Genomic DNA, 17,281 nt, shown 5'->3' with positions numbered 1-17,281 from the left:
GACGACCCCGGCACCGTGTGCCGGGGTCGTACGGGGGGCCGTGGCCGGGCCGGGGTCAGTCGCCGACCGAGGCTTCCGCCTCCTTGGCCCGGGGCGTCCCCTCCGCGGGGCCGCCGGGACGGTCGGGGTTGTCGCGGCGCCGGAACAGGCGCATCGCCAGCGGCTCGGTGAAGCGTGCGGTGAGAGGGCCGAGCACGACCAGGATCAGGACGTACGCCGTGGCCAGCGGGCCCAGGGACGGCTCGATGCCGGCCGAGACCGCGAGGCCCGCGATCACGATGGAGAACTCGCCGCGCGCCACCAGCGCGCCGCCCGCCCGCCAGCGGCCCTTGACGGAGATCCCGGCCCGCCGCGCCGCCCAGTACCCGGTGGCGATCTTCGTCAACGCGGTCAGCAGCGCCAGCGCCAGCGCGGGCAGCAGGACCGGCGGAATGCTGGCCGGATCCGTGTGCAGCCCGAAGAAGACGAAGAAGACCGCCGCGAACAGGTCCCGCAGCGGGCTCAGCAGCGTGTGCGCGCCCTCCGCGACCTCCCCGGACAGCGCGATGCCCACCAGGAAGGCGCCCACCGCCGCCGACACCTGGAGCTGCTGCGCGACACCGGCGACGAGGATCGTCAGGCCCAGCACCACCAGGAGCAGCTTCTCGGGGTCGTCGCTGGAGACGAAGCGGGAGATGAGCCGGCCGTAGCGCACGGCGACGAAGAGCACGAGGCCGGCCGCGGCCAGCGCGATCGCCAGGGTGATGCTCCCGGTCATCAGACCGGCGCCGGCGACCAGGGCCGTGACGATCGGCAGGTACACCGCCATCGCCAGGTCCTCCAGGACCAGCACGCTCAGGATCACCGGTGTCTCGCGGTTGCCGACCCGGCCCAGGTCGCCGAGGACCTTCGCGATCACACCGGACGACGAGATCCACGTCACGCCGGCCAGGACCACGGCGGCCACCGGACCCCAGCCCATCAGCAGCGCGGCCACCGCGCCCGGCACGGCGTTGAGCGCGCAGTCGACGAGGCCCGCCGGGTAGTGGGACTTGAGGTTGGTGACCAGGTCGCTGGCCGTGTACTCCAGGCCCAGCATCAGCAGCAGGAGGATGACACCGATCTCGGCGCCGGTCGCGACGAACTCCTCGCTCGCGCCGAGCGGCAGCAGACCGCCCTCGCCGAAGGCCAGGCCGGCCAGCAGGTACAGCGGGATGGGGGAGAGGCGGTAGCGGCCGGCGAACCGGCCGAGGAGCCCGAGCCCCAGGATGATGGAACCGAACTCGATCAGCAGAACCGCGGAGTGCACCGGCTCACTCCTGCCCGAGTATCGCCGCGGCGGCGTCGACGCCCTCACGGGTGCCGATGACGATCAAGGTGTCACCACCCACGAGCCGGAAGTCCGGCGCCGGCGAGGGAATCGCCTCGGCCCGCCGCAGCACCGCCACGATCGAGGCACCCGTGTCGGTCCGCATCCGGGTGTCGCCCAGCAGCCGCCCGTTCCAGCGGGAGGTGGCGGCCACCTCGATCCGCTCGGCGACCAGCCCAAGATCGGTGGTGTAGAGCAGGCTCGCGCTGTGGTGGGAGGGCTTCAGCGCGTCGATCAGCGCGCCCGCCTCGGGGCCCGTCAGCCGCAGTGAGTGGGCGCAGGAATCCGGGTCGTCGGACCGGTACACGTTGACCGTGCGGGCACCGTCGCGGTGGGCCACCACCGACAGATGGCGGTGCTCGCGGGTCACCAGGTCGTACTGGACCCCGATACCCGGGAGCGGCGTCGCCCTCAGGCGTGGAGCTGACACGTGCTTTCCCCTCATTCGTCCTGTGTTGCCTGCCGCGTGTCCTGCCGCTCTCGCTGCGTTTGCGCACGTGGGTGACGTGCCCGCGACCTCGCCATGCTGCCATCCGCACGTACGGTGGCGATATGGGTGTCGTGACGGATATACGCAGCCGGTCGCGGTCGGCGAAGCTGGCCGCGGGGGTGTCGTGCGAGCAGGCCGGGAGGAGCGGGAACAGGAACGTGTCGCTGTTCTGGCGGATCTTCTCGCTCAACGCCGCCGGCCTGGTCGTCGCCACCGCACTGCTGCTGGGACCGGTCACCGTGTCGACCCCCGTGCTGGCCGGGGAGGCCCTCGTCCTGCTGGCCGGCCTCGTGGCACTGCTCGCCGGCAACGCGGTCGTGCTGCGCATCGGTCTCACCCCGCTGCACCGGCTGGGGCGGGCCATGTCCACCGCCGACCTGCTGGTGCCGGGGACCCGTCCCGAGGTCTCCGGACCGGCCGAGGCGGCGCAGCTGATCGCGACGTACAACACGATGCTGGACCGGCTCCAGGCCGAACGCGCCGCCGGCGCCGGCCGGGCCCTGGAGGCCCAGGAACGCGAACGCCACCGCATCGCCCGCGAACTGCACGACGAGGTCGGCCAGACGCTCACCGCCGTCCTCCTCCAGCTCAAACGCGTCGCCGACCGGGTCCCCGGCGAACTGCGCGAGGAGGTGTCCCTCGCCCAGGAGGCCACCCGGGCCGGCCTCGACGAGATCCGCCGCATCGCCCGCCGGCTGCGCCCCGGCGTCCTGGAGGAACTCGGCCTGGCCAGCGCCCTGCGCTCGCTCGCCACCGAGTTCACCCACCACGGACTGACCGTCCAGCACCACATCCCCGGCGACCTGCCCCCGCTCGCCCCGGAGGCCGAACTCGTGCTCTACCGGGTCGCGCAGGAAGGCCTGACCAACACCGCCCGCCACGCCTCCGCCGACCGCGCGGCGCTCACCCTGCGCCCGCTGCCCGACGACGCCGGTGTCGAACTGCTCGTGCGGGACAACGGCACCGGCCTCGGGACCGCCGCCGAGGGCGCCGGTATCCGCGGGATGCGGGAGCGGGCCCTGCTGATAGGAGCCGACATCCACTTCGAACCCGCCCCCGGAGGGGGCACCGACGTACGCCTGCGCGTCCCCGCGCCGCCGGGGGACCTTTCCGCAGACCGAACCGGAGACAGCCCCTGATGCCGGCCCGGCCCCCGATCCGCGTCCTGCTCGCCGACGACCACACCCTCGTACGCCGGGGGGTCCGCCTCATCCTGGACGGCGAACCCGATCTCACGGTGGTCGCTGAGGCCGGTGACGGCGCCGAAGCGGTCGCGGCCGCGCGGTCCACCGAGGTCGACCTGGCCGTCCTGGACGTCGCCATGCCCCGCATGACCGGCCTCCAGGCGGCCCGCGAACTCTCCCGCCGCCTGCCCGAGCTGCGCATCCTGATTCTGACCATGTACGACAACGAGCAGTACTTCTTCGAGGCCCTCAAGGCGGGCGCCTGCGGATACGTGCTCAAGTCCGTCGCCGACCGGGACCTGGTCGAGGCGTGCCGGGCCGCCGTGCGCGACGAGCCGTTCATCTACCCGGGCGCCGAACGGGCCCTCGTCCGCTCCTACCTCGACCGCGTACAGGGCGGCGGGGGTCTGCCCGAGCGGCCCATCACCGAGCGCGAGGAGGAGATCCTCAAGCTCGTCGCCGAGGGCCACACCTCCAAGGAGATCGGCGAGCTGCTGTTCATCAGCGCCAAGACCGTCGAGCGCCACCGCGCGAACCTCCTGCAGAAACTGGGGGTGCGCGACCGGCTCGAACTCACCCGGTACGCGATCCGCGCGGGGCTCATCGAGCCGTGACCGCGCGCGTCCTCGGACCCGGGCGAGCGGCGGGACCCGCCGGCCGGGTCGTACGGCGCGGCCCCCGGGGCGAGCGGCGGGACCCCGCTCAGGGCGTGGGTCGCGCCCGTCAGGACCGTGCGGCGGGGCTGCGCCGTCCCGAGGGTGTGCGCCGCGCGCGGACCGTCCTGCGCGCGCCCGCGCCCGCGCCTCCACGGGTACTCGGGGCGGTCGGGGCGGTCGTGCTCCCGTGTCGCGCGGTCCCGGCGACAGCCGGCCCGTTCCGGTCGATCGCCCGGCGGGCGGGGGCGGCCCTGCCGGACGGGGCGGGCCGCACCCGACGGAGGAGACACCCAGGGGGCGCTCCCCCCAGCGCGCCCCCGCCCCGCACTCCCGTCCGCGGCCGGCAGCAGCGGTCTCGCACCGCGCGGTTCGCCCGGCAGCCGCCGCCCCCTGGGCTGCTGGGTCGCCCGTCGAGGCGGGCGGCCCAGCAGGGAAGCGCCGGGGCCGTACCGGGCGCAGGGCGAGGCCCGGGAGCTCCACCCGGCGCGCCCGCACCGGTGCGTCCGGTCAGCAGCCGATCGGCGCGGAGCCCACGGCCACGTCGTCGAACCAGACCGTGTCGTCGCCGCTCGCGTAGCTCTCCCAGCCCAGGCGCAGGGCGGTCGGCCGGGGCGCGGTGCCGCGGGCGAGCCACTGCTGGTCGACGTCCTGCGTCGGCACCCCGTCGGCGTGCAGGCCGGGCACCTGCTCGTCGCCGAGCCAGGTGTCCAGATGACCGGCCGAGGTGTCGATCGCGAACCGCAGGCACTGCCAGCCGTCCGTCGGCAGCGGCCGGCTCAGAGCGACCCCGGCCGGGCTCTGCGCGGGCAGGGTGGCGTCGTCGCTCTCCCGGTTCCACTGCAGCGCGCCGTTCTGGCCGCCCACGCGCAGCGCCCGGCCGCCCTGGGCCGAGTCCGGCATCGACACGAAGGTGACGTGGGAGACCGGCAGTGCGGTGGTGTGCCGTACCCACATGCGTACGTACACCACCGGGCCGACCGCCGACAGGTCCGCGGTGTGGGCGACGAAGGCGTGGTTGCAGTAGCCGGCCCGGCCGTCCACCCGGAGCGACCTGCCGCCCTCGTGCGCCACCGCCGAGTCGACGACGGCCGAGCCCGTGCCCTGACAGTCGGGTGCGGTGAACCGCCAGTCGCCGGACGGCTCGGGGCCGGCCTGGTCCTCGAAGCCCGAGCAGATCACGGCGTCACCGCACTCCGCGGACGGCGGCGGAGTCGTCGGAGGGGGCGTGGTGGGCGGCGGTGTCGTGGGCGGTGTGCCGCCGTCACCGCCGCACGAGAGGCCGTTGAGCGCGAAGTCGTCCGGCACCGGGTCGGCGGACCGCCAGGTCCCCTGCAGCCCGAACTCGGCGGTGCCGCCCGTGGCCAGCGCGCCGTTCCAGCCGGCGTCGACGGCGACGACGGACGCGCCGGTCTGGGTCACGGTCGCGTTCCACGCCGACGTCACCTGCTGATCGCCGGTATAGGTCCAGGTCAGCCGCCAGTCGCTCACCGCGGGGCCGAGGTTGGTGATCCTGACCTGTGCGGTGTAGCCGCCCGCCCACGCGTCGACCGTGTAGTCGACGCGGCAGGCGTCCGACGCCGCACCGCTCGCGGGCATGGCCGCCAGGACCGACACGACCAGCGCGACGGCGGCCACGACGGCGGTCCAGGTCCGGCGCGGTAATCGCAGAACTCGGGTGAGCACGGGGTGCCTCCAGTGAGGAGAAGGGACTCGATGTGTGGGAGCGCTCCCATGCATCACACCGACCATGACGGTGTACTGTCAATATGCGCGCGGCGATCGCCGCCACCGCGACCGCCTACCCTTATTGCCATGAGCAGCATCGACCGGAGCCAGTCAGCGGGCGGCACGCGCACCTACGAAGTACGCACCTACGGGTGCCAGATGAACGTTCACGACTCCGAGCGATTGTCCGGTCTGCTGGAGGACGCGGGGTACGTCCGCGCCCCCGAGGGCGCCGACGGCGACGCCGACGTCGTCGTCTTCAACACCTGCGCCGTACGGGAGAACGCCGACAACAAGCTGTATGGCAACCTCGGCCACCTCGCCCCGAAGAAGGCGAGCCGCCCCGGCATGCAGATCGCGGTCGGCGGCTGCCTGGCGCAGAAGGACCGCGACACCATCGTGAAGCGGGCCCCCTGGGTTGACGTCGTCTTCGGCACCCACAACATCGGCAAGCTCCCCGTGCTGCTGGAGCGCGCCCGCGTACAGGAGGAGGCGCAGGTCGAGATCGCCGAGTCCCTGGAGGCGTTCCCGTCCACGCTGCCCACCCGGCGCGAGAGCGCCTACGCGGCCTGGGTCTCCATCTCCGTCGGCTGCAACAACACGTGCACCTTCTGCATCGTCCCCGCGCTGCGCGGCAAGGAGAAGGACCGCCGGCCCGGCGACATCCTCGCGGAGGTCGAGGCCCTGGTCGCCGAGGGCGTCAGCGAGATCACCCTCCTCGGCCAGAACGTCAACGCCTACGGCTCCGACATCGGCGACCGCGAGGCGTTCAGCAAGCTGCTGCGCGCCTGCGGGAACATCGAGGGCCTGGAGCGCGTCCGCTTCACCTCGCCGCACCCGCGCGACTTCACCGACGACGTCATCGCCGCCATGGCCGAGACGCCGAACGCGATGCCGCAACTGCACATGCCGCTCCAGTCCGGCTCCGACCCGGTGCTCAAGGCGATGCGCCGCTCGTACCGCCAGGAGCGCTACCTGGGGATCATCGAGAAGGTGCGCGCCGCCATTCCGCACGCGGCGATCACCACCGACATCATCGTGGGCTTCCCCGGCGAGACCGAGGAGGACTTCGAGCAGACCCTGCACGTGGTGCGCGAGGCCCGCTTCGCCCAGGCCTTCACCTTCCAGTACTCCAAGCGCCCCGGCACTCCGGCCGCCGAGATGGACGGCCAGATCCCCAAGGCGGTCGTCCAGGAGCGCTACGAGCGCCTCGTCGCCCTCCAGGAGGAGATCTCCTGGGAGGAGAACAAGAAGCAGGTCGGCCGCACCCTGGAGCTCATGGTCGCCGAGGGCGAGGGCCGCAAGGACGGCGCCACCCACCGCCTCTCCGGCCGGGCCCCCGACAACCGCCTGGTGCACTTCACCAAGCCGGAGCAGGAGGTCCGCCCCGGCGACGTGGTGACCGTCGAGATCACCTACGCCGCCCCGCACCACCTGCTCGCCGAGGGCGCGGTGCTCGACGTGCGCCGCACCCGCGCGGGTGACGCCTGGGAGAAGCGCAACACGGCCGAGCAGGCCAAGCCGGCCGGCGTCCTCCTCGGCCTGCCGAAGATCGGCGTCCCCGAGCCCCAGCCGGCCGTGGCGAGCGGCTGCGGCTGCGACTGACCGCAGGGGGTGCCGCCGGGGGCGGCGGTACGGGGATACGCTGCCGATCATGCTTGTCGCCGCCGCCGTCTGTCCCTGCCCGCCGCTCCTCGTACCGGAGGTCGCCGCGGGTGCCGCACCCGAGCTGGACGCGGCACGTGCCGCGTGCACGGACGCGCTGGGCGTGCTCGCGGCGTCCCGGCCCGACCGGCTCCTGGTCGTCGGCCCCGCGGACACCGCCGGTCCCGAGGTCTACCCGCAGGGCGCGCGGGGCTCCTTCCGCGGCTTCGGCGTGGACCTGGACGTGTACCTGGGTGCCGACGTCGGTGACGCGCGCGGTCCCGGCCTGCCGTACGGACTGGCCGTGGGCGCCTGGCTGCTCGGCAGGACCGGGTGGACCGACGCCCCCGTCGAGGGCATCGGGGTGGGGGAGGCGCTGTCCGCCGAGCGCTGTGCCGCCGTGGGCCGGGACATCGCCGCCCGGGCCGGACGGACCGCGCTGCTGGTGCTGGGCGACGCCAGCGCCTGCCGCACGCTCAAGGCCCCCGGGTACCTCGACGAGCGGGCCGCGCCCTTCGACGCGGAGGTGGGACGGGCCCTGGGTGCCGCCGACCCGGCCGCCCTCGTCGCCCTGGACGTCGCACTGGCCCGCGAGCTGAAGGTCTCCGGCCGGGCGCCCTGGCAGGTCCTCGCGGGAGCGGCCGAGAACACGGACCTCGCCGGCACGCTCCTCTACGAGGACGCGCCCTACGGGGTCGGGTACGTCGCGGCCACTTGGTCGTAGCGGCTGGGCGCGGCCGAAGTGACCACGTCCTCACGCGCGCGTGAGGACCGGCGGGCACACGCGCGCGTGTGCGGTCTGGCGGCACAGACGCGTACCGACCGGTTGGCCCAGGCCCAGGCCCGTGCCGGCTGGCGGGCACACACGCGCGTGCCAACGGGTGGGCCCGCGCGCACGGAGCGGCGGTACACGCGCGTGTCGAAACCGGTGGCCCCGGGCACGCCGCGGCCCACGCCCAACGCGTGGACGAACTGGCCGGCCCGTGCGTGGACCGGCCGTACACGCGCGTGCCCCGACCGGGGAGCCGGGGCGCGGGCGTGTGCGGGGTTGCCGACCCGCGCGGGTGCGGTGCGGCGGGCCCGCGCGGGCCGGAACCCGCGGGCGCGAGGGCGTCCCCACGGGCAGGCCCGCGCTTCCGTGCGCCCACGGGCACGCGGGACCACGCGGCCGGTCCCGCAGATCGGCTCCGGACCGTCGCCGACGTGCGACGCACCTGGGTGCCGACGTGCCGACGTGCCGACGTGCCGACGTACCGACGTGCCGACGTCCCGGTGTCAGGAAGCCGGAGGCGGTCCGGCCGGAGGGGTGCCGCCGGGCGTTCCGCCGGGGGCGGCGCCGCCTCCTTCCCCGTCTCCCTGGGTGTCCTTGTGAGCGAGACGGTCCATGGCGTCCTTGGCCTTGCCCGTGCCCGTGTGGATGCGGTCGCTGTACTTGCCCTTGGTCCGTTCGTCGACGGTCCGTGCCATCTTGTCGAGGCCGCGGTCGATCTTGTCGCCGTGCTGCTGCGCGAGGTCGGAGACCTTGCCCTTCGCCGGTTCCAGTCTGGCCTTCAAGTTGTCCAGGAGACCCATGGTTCGCCTTCCCTCACGGGGCAGTCAGGTGCGGGCGCCCTTGTCGGCCTCGTTGTCGACGGCCTCCCCGGCCGACTGCTGCTTGGGGATGCCGACGCTCTCCGAGTCGCCGCCCTCGGCCGTGGCCCCGGCGGCTTCGTCGGCCTCCGCCGTGTTCCGGGGACCGGCGTCGGTCGTCTCCGCTGCCTCGGCCGCGCTCGCTTCCGCGACGCCCTCGGTGTCCGGGGTGTCGGTCCGCGTCTCGGCGACCGACGTCTCCTCGGTGTTCTTCGACCTCCGAAAAAGCCGTGCAAAAACGCCCATATCAACTCCATACGTTACTCGTGCGGGCGAAATCCCGCGGCGTCCGGTGCGTCCGTTTGCGTGGCCGGGGCCATGACCCGGTGGTCCGGGGAGCGGGAACCTCGCAACGGGCAACGACTCCCGTCGCGGACCGTCACGTAACTCGTTCGAGGGCCGGCTGAGAGGTTTGCGAGACTGGTGCGGTGAGCAGCGCACCCCCCGCCCCCCGCGTCATCGCCGTAGTCGGACCCACCGCGGCCGGAAAGTCCGATCTGGGCGTCTTCCTGGCCGAGCGGCTCGGCGGCGAGGTCGTCAACGCCGACTCCATGCAGCTCTACCGTGGGATGGACATCGGCACCGCCAAGCTGACGCCCGGGGAACGCGGTGGCGTCCCGCACCATCTGCTGGACGTCTGGGACGTGACGGTCACGGCGTCCGTCGCCGAGTACCAGCGCCTCGCGCGGGAGCGGATCGACACGCTGCTCGCCAAGGGGCGCTGGCCGATCCTCGTCGGCGGTTCCGGCCTCTACGTCCGGGGGGCCGTCGACAACCTGGAGTTCCCCGGCACCGACCCCGAGCTCAGGGCCCGTCTCGAGGCGGAACTCGAACGGCACGGTTCGGGTGTCCTGCACGCCCGCCTGGCGGCAGTCGACCCCGAGGCGGGGCGGGCCATCCTGGCGAGCAACGGCCGTCGCATCGTGCGCGCCCTCGAGGTGATCGAGATCACCGGAAAGCCCTTCACCGCCAATCTGCCCGGGCACGACTCCGTCTACGACACCGTCCAGATCGGCGTCGACGTGGCCCGCCCCGAACTGCACGAGCGCATCGCCCGGCGCGTCGACCGCATGTGGGAGGCGGGTCTGGTCGACGAGGTGCGGGCGCTGGAGGCGCAGGGGTTGCGCGAGGGGCGCACCGCGTCGCGCGCGCTCGGCTACCAGCAGGTCCTCGCGGCCCTCGCCGGCGAGTGCACGCTGGAGGAGGCGCGCGACGAAACCGTCCGTGCCACCAAGCGCTTCGCGCGCCGTCAGGATTCGTGGTTCAGACGCGACCCGCGGGTGCACTGGCTCAGTGGGAATGTGGCGGACCGCACGGAACTTCCGCGGCTCGCCCTGTCGTTGGTCGAACGACCGGTTACAGCCTGATCACGTGATGGCATCGGGACGCCCCGGCCGTCATCGGGGCCTTCGGCGGCGTGCCATCATCGAGCTTCGATCGACCGAGTGAGTCCTAGTTGGGAGGGCGCGTGGCGATGGAGGCCGGCCCTCGCGACACCGCACCAAGCACCGAGCACGGCACCGCCGACGGCGGCGGCCCGGAGCCGGACGGCGGCGCGCTCAACCCGGACGGGCCCGATGAGACGCCGGAGGGCGTCACCGCGGACGGACCCGAGCCCGACGAGATGTACGGGGACGAGGTCGAGGTCGAGCTGCGCCCCCAGCGCCGGCTGCGGCTGTGGCAGCTCGCCCCCATCGTGTGTCTGGCCGCGGTCGGCTCCCTGATGTTCGCCTTCCCCCTCGCCTTCGACTTCGGCGACAGCGGCGCCGTGATCGCGATGCTGGGCCTGCTGATCTGCTCCTGCGCGGCCGGCTGGGGCATGATGGCCGCCCGCCGGGTCGGCTACACGTGGCCGGGCCTGCCCCAGCGGGGATCGGAGCGCCGTGCCGAGTGGCGGACGATCCTCGTGTACGCCCTGGCGGTCGCCGCGGTCGTCGTCCTGGCCGTGTGGCGGGTCGCCCGCCTGCGCGGCTGACGGACCGCCCGGCCGCCCCTCGTCGTCGCGGGGTGCCCACCCCGTACGATCGAGGAATGAGCACGCGGATCGCCTTCCTCAAGGGTCACGGCACCGAGAACGACTTCGTGATCGTTCCCGACCCGGAGAACGCCCTCGACCTGCCCCCCGCCGCCGTCGCCGCGCTGTGCGACCGCCGCGCGGGTCTCGGCGGGGACGGACTGCTGCACGTGGTGCGCTCCGCGGCCCACCCCGAGGCACAGAGCATGGCCGCCGAGGCGGAGTGGTTCATGGACTACCGCAACGGCGACGGCTCCGTCGCCGAGATGTGCGGCAACGGCGTGCGGGTCTTCGCCCGCTACCTCCAGCGCGCCGGGCACGTCTCCGAGGGCGACCTGGCCATCGCGACGCGCGGGGGAGTGAAGCGCGTGCACATCGCCAAGGCCGGGTCCGCCGGCGGCTCGGCCGAGGGTGACGTCACCGTCGGCATGGGCCGCGCACTGCTCCCCGAGGGCGACGTCGAGGTGAGCGTGGGCGAGCGCACCTGGCCCGCGCGGAACGTGAACATGGGCAACCCGCACGCGGTCGCCTTCGTCGCCGACCTGGCCCACGCCGGAGACCTGTACGCTCCGCCGCCCTTCGAGCCCGCCGGCGCCTACCCGGACGGGGTCAACGTCGAGTTCGTGGTCGACCGGGGCCCCGCCCACGTCGCGATGCGGGTGCACGAGCGCGGCTCCGGGGAGACCCGCTCCTGCGGCACCGGCGCCTGCGCCGTCGCCGTCGCCACCGCCCGCCGGGACGGCGTCGACCCGGCGGTCACCGGCACCCCGGCCACCTACACCGTCGACGTGCCCGGCGGCACCCTGGTGATCACCGAGCGCCCCGACGGCGAGATCGAGATGACGGGCCCCGCGGTGATCGTGGCGGAGGGCGAGTTCGACTCCGCCTGGCTGGAAGGGGTACTCGCCTGAACCACAGCCCGGTCCATGACACTCAGTGCGAAAACGTAAACCCTCGGACCATCGCTCGAATGGGTGATCCGTTTCACGCTCGGCGAGAGGCGGTCGGCCGCACGTGATGGGCTCGATAGCATCAAGCACCGGCCCGGACGGGGGACCGACACCATCCCCTGAGCCGTGTCCGCCCTGGGATTCCCCGTCCGCCGGTCCGCGCAGCCGGAGGTGCCCATGAATGCGGAGGCCGTGAACCCGACGAGCCCGGGCCCTGTGCCGCCCGCGGCCACCGGTGCCGTGACCCCGGCGCCCCGCAGGAAGGCCCGTCCCCGGATCGACCTGCGCCGGCTGGGCCGCGCGGCCCTGCTCGGCTCCGCCACCCGCAGCCGGGCCCTGCCCGACGCCATCGGCCACGTCGTCGAGGCCCACCGCGCCCACCACCCCGACGCCGATCTCGACCCGCTGCGCCGCGCCTACGTCCTGGCGGAGTCCTCGCACCGCGGCCAGATGCGCAAGAGCGGCGAGCCGTACATCACCCACCCCCTCGCCGTCACCCTGATCCTCGCCGAACTCGGCGCCGAGACCACCACCCTGACCGCCTCCCTCCTCCACGACACCGTCGAGGACACCGAGGTGACGCTCGACCAGGTCGGCGAGGAGTTCGGCGCCGAGGTCCGCTACCTCGTCGACGGCGTCACCAAACTGGAGAAGGTCGACTACGGCGCCGCCGCCGAGCCCGAGACCTTCCGCAAGATGCTCCTCGCCACCGGCAACGACGTCCGTGTGATGTCGATCAAACTCGCCGACCGGCTGCACAACATGCGCACCCTCGGCGTCATGCGCCGGGAGAAGCAGGAACGCATCGCCAAGGTCACCCGCGACGTCCTCATCCCGCTCGCCGAACGGCTCGGTGTGCAGGCGCTCAAGTCCGAGCTGGAGGACCTCGTCTTCGCGGTCATGCACCCTGAGGAGTACGCACACACCCGGGAGCTGGTCCACGAGAACTCCGCCCGCACGGACGACCCGCTCGCCGCGGTCGCCGACGAGGTGCGGGGAGTGCTGCGCGAGGCCGACATCCAGGCCGAAGTCCTCATCCGCCCACGCCACTTCGTCTCCGTGCACCGCGTCTCGCGCAAGCGCGGCAGGCTCCGCGGCGCGGACTTCGGCCGGCTCCTGGTACTGGTCCAGGAGGACGCCGACTGCTACGCCGTCCTCGGTGAGCTGCACACCTGTATGACGCCCGTCGTCTCGGAGTTCAAGGACTTCATCGCCGTTCCCAAGTTCAACCTCTACCAGTCGCTGCACACGGCGGTGGCCCGCGCGGAGGACGGCCAGGTCGTCGAGGTCCTCATCCGCACCCACCAGATGCACAAGGTCGCCGAGGCCGGTGTGGTCGCGCTCGGCAACCCCTACGCCCAGCCGTCCGAGGAGCAGAGCGCGGGCGACGGCGAGCGCGCCGACCCCACCCGCCCGGGCTGGCTCTCCCGGCTGCTCGACTGGCAGCGCGGCGCCCCGGACCCCGACACCTTCTGGTCCACCCTGCGCCAGGACCTCGCCCAGGACCGCGAGATCACCGTCTTCCGCCCCGACGGCGGCACCCTCGGCCTGCCCGACGGCGCGACCTGCGTCGACGCCGCCTACGCCCAGTACGGCGAGGACGCGCACGCCACCATCGGCGCCCGGGTCAACGGCCGGCTGGCGCCCATGAGCACGGTGCTGCGGGACGGTGACACCGTGCAGCTCCTGATGGGCCAGGACCCCGCCTCCGAGCCCGCCAGACAGTGGCTGGAGCACGCCCACACGCCCGCCGCGCGGATCGCCATCCAGCGCAGGCTCGCGGCCCACCCGGAACCGGCGCCCGAGGCGGAGGGCCCGGCACGCGGCCCCGCCGCACCCGAGTCACACGCCCACCCCGACGCGCCCCGGCCGGCCACGGGCGCCCCGCCCGCGCGCCCCGCCTCCGCCGACGTCCTCGTCGACTCCCCGGGCGCCACCGTGCGGCTGGCGGGCTGCTGCACCCCCGTACCGCCGGACGAGATCACCGGCTTCGCCGTGCGCGGGGGAGTGGTGACCGTGCACCGCGCGCAGTGCGCCGTGGTGACGCGCATGAAGAACGCCGGCCGCGCGGAGATCGGGGTGCGCTGGGGGGAGAGCACCGGCTGCCGGGTGACCCTGCTCGCCGAATCGTTCGGCCGCCCGCACCTCCTGGCCGACCTCACCGAGGCCATGGCCCTCGAAGGCGCCGAAATCGTCTCCGCGACCGTCGAGCCCCCGGACCGCCAGCGGGTCCGGCACAGCTACACCGTCGTCCTCCCGGACGCGGCCCGGCTGCCCGCCCTGATGCGCGCCATGCGCGACGTGGCCGGCGTGTACGACGTCAGCCGTGCCCAACCCCAGCCGACGGGCGCCTGAACCGGCACCCCCTGAACAGTCGTGTGAACCGGCACACCGCGCGGGGACCCGTTCGGGTGCCGTGGGCGCGCGCCGTCGCCGCACCGCACGCGCGCGCTGATAGCCGTGGGGGATGCTGCACACCCCTCACGCCCCGACTCCGCGACCCCGCGCACGATCCCGGCGCCGGCTCAGGGCCGCGGCGCTGCTCGCCTCCGCCGTCTCCGTCTGCCTGGTCGCCGCGAGCGCACCGCCCACCCCGCTGGGCGTCGGCGACCGCCTCTTCCCGCAGCTGGGCAACCCCGGCTACGACGTGACGGCGTACGACCTCTCCTTCACCTACTCCGGCGACAACAGCAAGCCGCTGAAGGCCGTCACGACCATCGACGCCCGGACCACCGCCGACCTGGACCGGATCAACCTCGACTTCGCCCATGGAAAGGTCGACTCCGTCGAGGTCGACGGGGAGCCCGCCGGCTTCGCCACCGCCGGCGAGGACCTCGTCGTCACGCCCGAGGACGAGCTCGACGAGGGCGAGCGGACGCGGATCACGGTGCGGCACAGCAGCGACCCCGTGTATCCCGAGGACCGCCAGGGCGGCTGGGTGCGCACCGCCGACGGCCTCGCCATGGCCAACCAGGCGGACGTCGCCCACCTGGTGTTCCCCTGCAACGACCACCCCTCCGACAAGGCGCGGTTCACCTTCCGCATCACGGCCCCCGACGGGCTCACGGCCGTCGCGAACGGCCTGCCGGCGGACGTGGACCGTGCCGGCGGCTCGACCACCTGGACCTACCGGACCGTGCACCCCATGGCCACCGAGCTGGCCCAGGTGTCCATCGGCCGCTCCACGGTGCTGCACCGCACGGGCCCGCACGGACTGCCGGTGCGGGACGTCGTGCCGACCGAGCACCGCGCGGCGCTCGAACCGTGGCTGGAGAAGACCCCCGGCCAGATCGAGTGGATGGAGCAGAAGGTCGGGCGCTACCCCTTCGAGACCTACGGGCTGCTCATGGCCGACGCCACCACCGGCTTCGAGCTGGAGACCCAGACGCTCACCCTCTTCGAGCGGGAACTGTTCACCGAGCCGGCCTACCCGAAGTGGTACGTCGAGTCGATCATGATCCACGAGCTGGCCCACTCGTGGTTCGGCAACAGCGTCAGCCCGGCCACCTGGTCCGACCTGTGGCTCAACGAGGGACACGCCACGTGGTACGAGGCGCTGTACGCGGACGAGACCGCGGACAAGCCCATGGCGGCACGGATGAAGGCCGCCTACGGCGCCTCCGACCGCTGGCGCACCGCGGGCGGCCCCCCGGCGGCTCCGAAGCCGCCGAAGAACGGCAGCAAGACCGGGATCTTCCGCTCCAACGTCTACGACGGTGCCGCGCTCGTGCTCTACGCCCTGCGCCAGGAGATCGGCCGCCCCGCCTTCGAACGCGTCGAGCGCGCCTGGGTCGCCCGCAACCAGGACGGCACGGCGACGACCGCCGACTTCGTCCGCCTCGCCTCCGAGACCTCCGGCCGCGACCTGAGCGACTTCTTCCGGGCCTGGCTGTACGGGGAGAAGACCCCGCCGATGCCCGGCCACCCGGACTGGAAGCAGACCCCGGCCGCGAAGGCCCCCGCCAAGGCGGCCCATAAGGCGCACGGCGAATAAGCCGGTGACGAGACGGCCCGTGCCGTGCGACCATCTTCGGGACGGTGCGGCACGGGCCCCGGGAATCTCCCCGGCGGTTCGCACGTTGTACCCGATGTCGCGGCACATGTGCCGCGCCCACCGTTTCCCCACTGCGTAAGGATCCAATGACCTCCTCTTCTTCCCCCTCCCAGGACACCAAGCGTCTCGCGCAGACCTATCCCGAGGGCCTCCGGGCCGATGCCCTGATGGAAGAGGACGTCGCCTGGAGCCACGAGACCGACTCCCAGTGGGACGGCGAGCAGTTCGACCGCTCCGACCGCGCGGCCCTGCGCCGCGTGGCGGGCCTCTCCACCGAGCTCGAGGACGTCACCGAGGTCGAGTACCGCCAGCTCCGTCTGGAGCGGGTCGTCCTCGTCGGCGTGTGGACCTCGGGCACCGTGCAGGACGCGGAGAACTCCCTGGCGGAGCTCGCCGCCCTCGCCGAGACCGCGGGCGCCCTCGTCCTCGACGGCGTGATCCAGCGCCGCGACAAGCCCGACGCCGCCACCTACATCGGCTCCGGCAAGGCCCAGGAACTGCGGGACGTCGTCCTCGACACGGGCGCGGACACCGTCATCTGCGACGGTGAGCTGAGCCCGGGCCAGCTGATCCACCTCGAGGACGTCGTCAAGGTCAAGGTCATCGACCGCACGGCCCTGATCCTGGACATCTTCGCCCAGCACGCCAAGTCCCGAGAGGGCAAGGCGCAGGTCGCGCTCGCGCAGATGCAGTACATGCTGCCCAGGCTGCGCGGCTGGGGCCAGTCGCTGTCCCGGCAGATGGGCGGCGGCAAGGGCGGCGGCCTCGCCACCCGCGGCCCCGGTGAGACCAAGATCGAGACGGACCGGCGCCGGATCCGCGAGAAGATGGCGAAGATGCGCCGTGAGATCGCGGAGATGAAGACCGGCCGCGAGATCAAGCGCCAGGAGCGCAAGCGCCACAAGGTGCCCTCCGTCGCCATCGCGGGCTACACCAACGCGGGCAAGTCCTCGCTGCTCAACCGCCTCACGGGCGCGGGCGTGCTGGTGGAGAACGCGCTGTTCGCCACCCTCGACCCGACCGTGCGCCGCGCGGAGACGCCCAGCGGCCGCCTGTACACCCTGGCCGACACCGTCGGCTTCGTCCGGCACCTGCCGCACCACCTGGTCGAGGCGTTCCGCTCCACGATGGAGGAGGTCGGCGACTCCGACCTGATCCTGCACGTGGTCGACGGTTCGCACCCCGTCCCGGAGGAGCAGCTGGCCGCCGTGCGCGAGGTGATCAGGGACGTCGGCGCCACCGACGTGCCCGAGATCGTCGTGATCAACAAGGCCGACATGGCCGACCCGCTGGTGCTCCAGCGGCTGCTGCGGGTCGAGAAGCGGTCCATCGCGGTCTCGGCGCGCACCGGGCAGAACATCGACCAGCTGCTCGCGCTGATCGACAACGAGCTGCCGCGTCCCTCGGTCGAGATCGAGGCGCTCGTGCCGTACACCCACGGCAAGCTGGTCGCCCGCGCCCACGACGAGGGCGAGGTGATCTCCGAGGAGCACACCCCGGAGGGCACCCTGCTCAAGGTCCGGGTGCACGAGGAACTGGCGGCGGAACTGACGCCGTACGTTCCGGCGCCGCTCGCCTGAGACCCGC

Annotated in this window: 15 protein-coding genes; 10 read left to right on the top strand and 5 right to left on the bottom strand. The window is 73.3% G+C overall.

Annotation, left to right across the window (positions count from 1 at the left end; all coding sequences use genetic code 11):
• Positions 1 to 55: 55 nt before the first annotated feature.
• Both D1J63_RS09230 and D1J63_RS09225 read right to left on the bottom strand, forming a co-directional pair.
• The gene (locus D1J63_RS09230) at positions 56 to 1,288 is read right to left on the bottom strand and encodes a cation:proton antiporter (protein ID WP_125628530.1); all 1,233 of its coding nucleotides are present in this window, start codon (positions 1,286 to 1,288) and stop codon (positions 56 to 58) included.
• Positions 1,289 to 1,292: 4 nt separating this feature from the next.
• Positions 1,293 to 1,778, bottom strand: coding sequence for a TrkA C-terminal domain-containing protein (locus D1J63_RS09225; protein WP_102928754.1), 486 nt, complete (start codon positions 1,776 to 1,778; stop codon positions 1,293 to 1,295).
• A 122-nt stretch (positions 1,779 to 1,900) separates the two neighbouring features.
• Between D1J63_RS09225 and D1J63_RS09220 the strand changes: the two genes are divergently transcribed.
• Positions 1,901 to 2,977: a HAMP domain-containing sensor histidine kinase gene (locus D1J63_RS09220; RefSeq protein WP_125628529.1), complete on the top strand. Its 1,077-nt coding sequence runs from the start codon at positions 1,901 to 1,903 to the stop codon at positions 2,975 to 2,977.
• A complete protein-coding gene (locus tag D1J63_RS09215) occupies positions 2,977 to 3,636 on the top strand; it encodes a response regulator transcription factor (protein WP_125628528.1) in 660 nt (219 codons plus the stop codon). Before D1J63_RS09220 ends, D1J63_RS09215 begins: the two co-directional genes overlap by 1 nt.
• 549 nt (positions 3,637 to 4,185) lie before the next feature.
• Here D1J63_RS09215 and D1J63_RS09210 read toward each other — a convergent pair.
• Positions 4,186 to 5,361: a cellulose-binding domain-containing protein gene (locus tag D1J63_RS09210; protein ID WP_125628527.1), complete on the bottom strand. Its 1,176-nt coding sequence runs from the start codon at positions 5,359 to 5,361 to the stop codon at positions 4,186 to 4,188.
• A 129-nt stretch (positions 5,362 to 5,490) separates the two neighbouring features.
• Here D1J63_RS09210 and miaB point away from each other — a divergent pair, with 129 nt between their 5' ends.
• The gene (gene miaB, locus D1J63_RS09205; RefSeq protein WP_102929772.1) at positions 5,491 to 7,008 is read left to right on the top strand and encodes a tRNA (N6-isopentenyl adenosine(37)-C2)-methylthiotransferase MiaB; all 1,518 of its coding nucleotides are present in this window, start codon (positions 5,491 to 5,493) and stop codon (positions 7,006 to 7,008) included.
• Between the two features lie 49 nt (positions 7,009 to 7,057).
• Positions 7,058 to 7,771, top strand: coding sequence for a class III extradiol dioxygenase subunit B-like domain-containing protein (locus D1J63_RS09200; protein ID WP_125628526.1), 714 nt, complete (start codon positions 7,058 to 7,060; stop codon positions 7,769 to 7,771).
• A gap of 551 nt (positions 7,772 to 8,322) precedes the next feature.
• On the opposite strand, the gene D1J63_RS09195 is transcribed toward D1J63_RS09200, so the two are convergent.
• Together D1J63_RS09195 and D1J63_RS09190 are read right to left on the bottom strand one after the other, a co-directional pair.
• The gene (locus D1J63_RS09195; RefSeq protein WP_125628525.1) at positions 8,323 to 8,619 is read right to left on the bottom strand and encodes an antitoxin; all 297 of its coding nucleotides are present in this window, start codon (positions 8,617 to 8,619) and stop codon (positions 8,323 to 8,325) included.
• A 24-nt stretch (positions 8,620 to 8,643) separates the two neighbouring features.
• Entirely contained in the window at positions 8,644 to 8,922 is a 279-nt protein-coding gene (locus D1J63_RS09190) for a hypothetical protein (protein WP_125628524.1), read from the bottom strand.
• 182 nt (positions 8,923 to 9,104) lie between these two features.
• Here D1J63_RS09190 and miaA point away from each other — a divergent pair, with 182 nt between their 5' ends.
• The 6 genes from miaA to hflX all read left to right on the top strand — a co-directional run bounded on the left by miaA (position 9,105) and on the right by hflX (position 17,274).
• A complete protein-coding gene (miaA, locus tag D1J63_RS09185) occupies positions 9,105 to 10,043 on the top strand; it encodes a tRNA (adenosine(37)-N6)-dimethylallyltransferase MiaA (RefSeq protein ID WP_125628523.1) in 939 nt (312 codons plus the stop codon).
• A gap of 107 nt (positions 10,044 to 10,150) precedes the next feature.
• Entirely contained in the window at positions 10,151 to 10,651 is a 501-nt protein-coding gene (locus D1J63_RS09180) for a hypothetical protein (RefSeq protein ID WP_164713163.1), read from the top strand.
• Between the two features lie 56 nt (positions 10,652 to 10,707).
• Entirely contained in the window at positions 10,708 to 11,601 is an 894-nt protein-coding gene (gene dapF / locus D1J63_RS09175; RefSeq protein WP_125628521.1) for a diaminopimelate epimerase, read from the top strand.
• A 216-nt stretch (positions 11,602 to 11,817) separates the two neighbouring features.
• Positions 11,818 to 13,995: an HD domain-containing protein gene (locus D1J63_RS09170; RefSeq protein ID WP_125628520.1), complete on the top strand. Its 2,178-nt coding sequence runs from the start codon at positions 11,818 to 11,820 to the stop codon at positions 13,993 to 13,995.
• Positions 13,996 to 14,107: 112 nt separating this feature from the next.
• On the top strand, positions 14,108 to 15,634 hold the full coding sequence (locus D1J63_RS09165) for a M1 family metallopeptidase (RefSeq protein ID WP_125628519.1): 1,527 nt from the start codon (positions 14,108 to 14,110) through the stop codon (positions 15,632 to 15,634).
• 146 nt (positions 15,635 to 15,780) lie between these two features.
• Positions 15,781 to 17,274, top strand: coding sequence for a GTPase HflX (hflX, locus tag D1J63_RS09160; protein ID WP_125628518.1), 1,494 nt, complete (start codon positions 15,781 to 15,783; stop codon positions 17,272 to 17,274).
• Positions 17,275 to 17,281: the final 7 nt, after the last annotated feature.

The sequence above is a fragment of the Streptomyces sp. KPB2 genome (assembly GCF_003950055.1).
GTDB classification, from domain to species: domain Bacteria; phylum Actinomycetota; class Actinomycetes; order Streptomycetales; family Streptomycetaceae; genus Streptomyces; species Streptomyces salinarius.
This window is presented reverse-complemented; position numbering and strand designations above follow the sequence as displayed.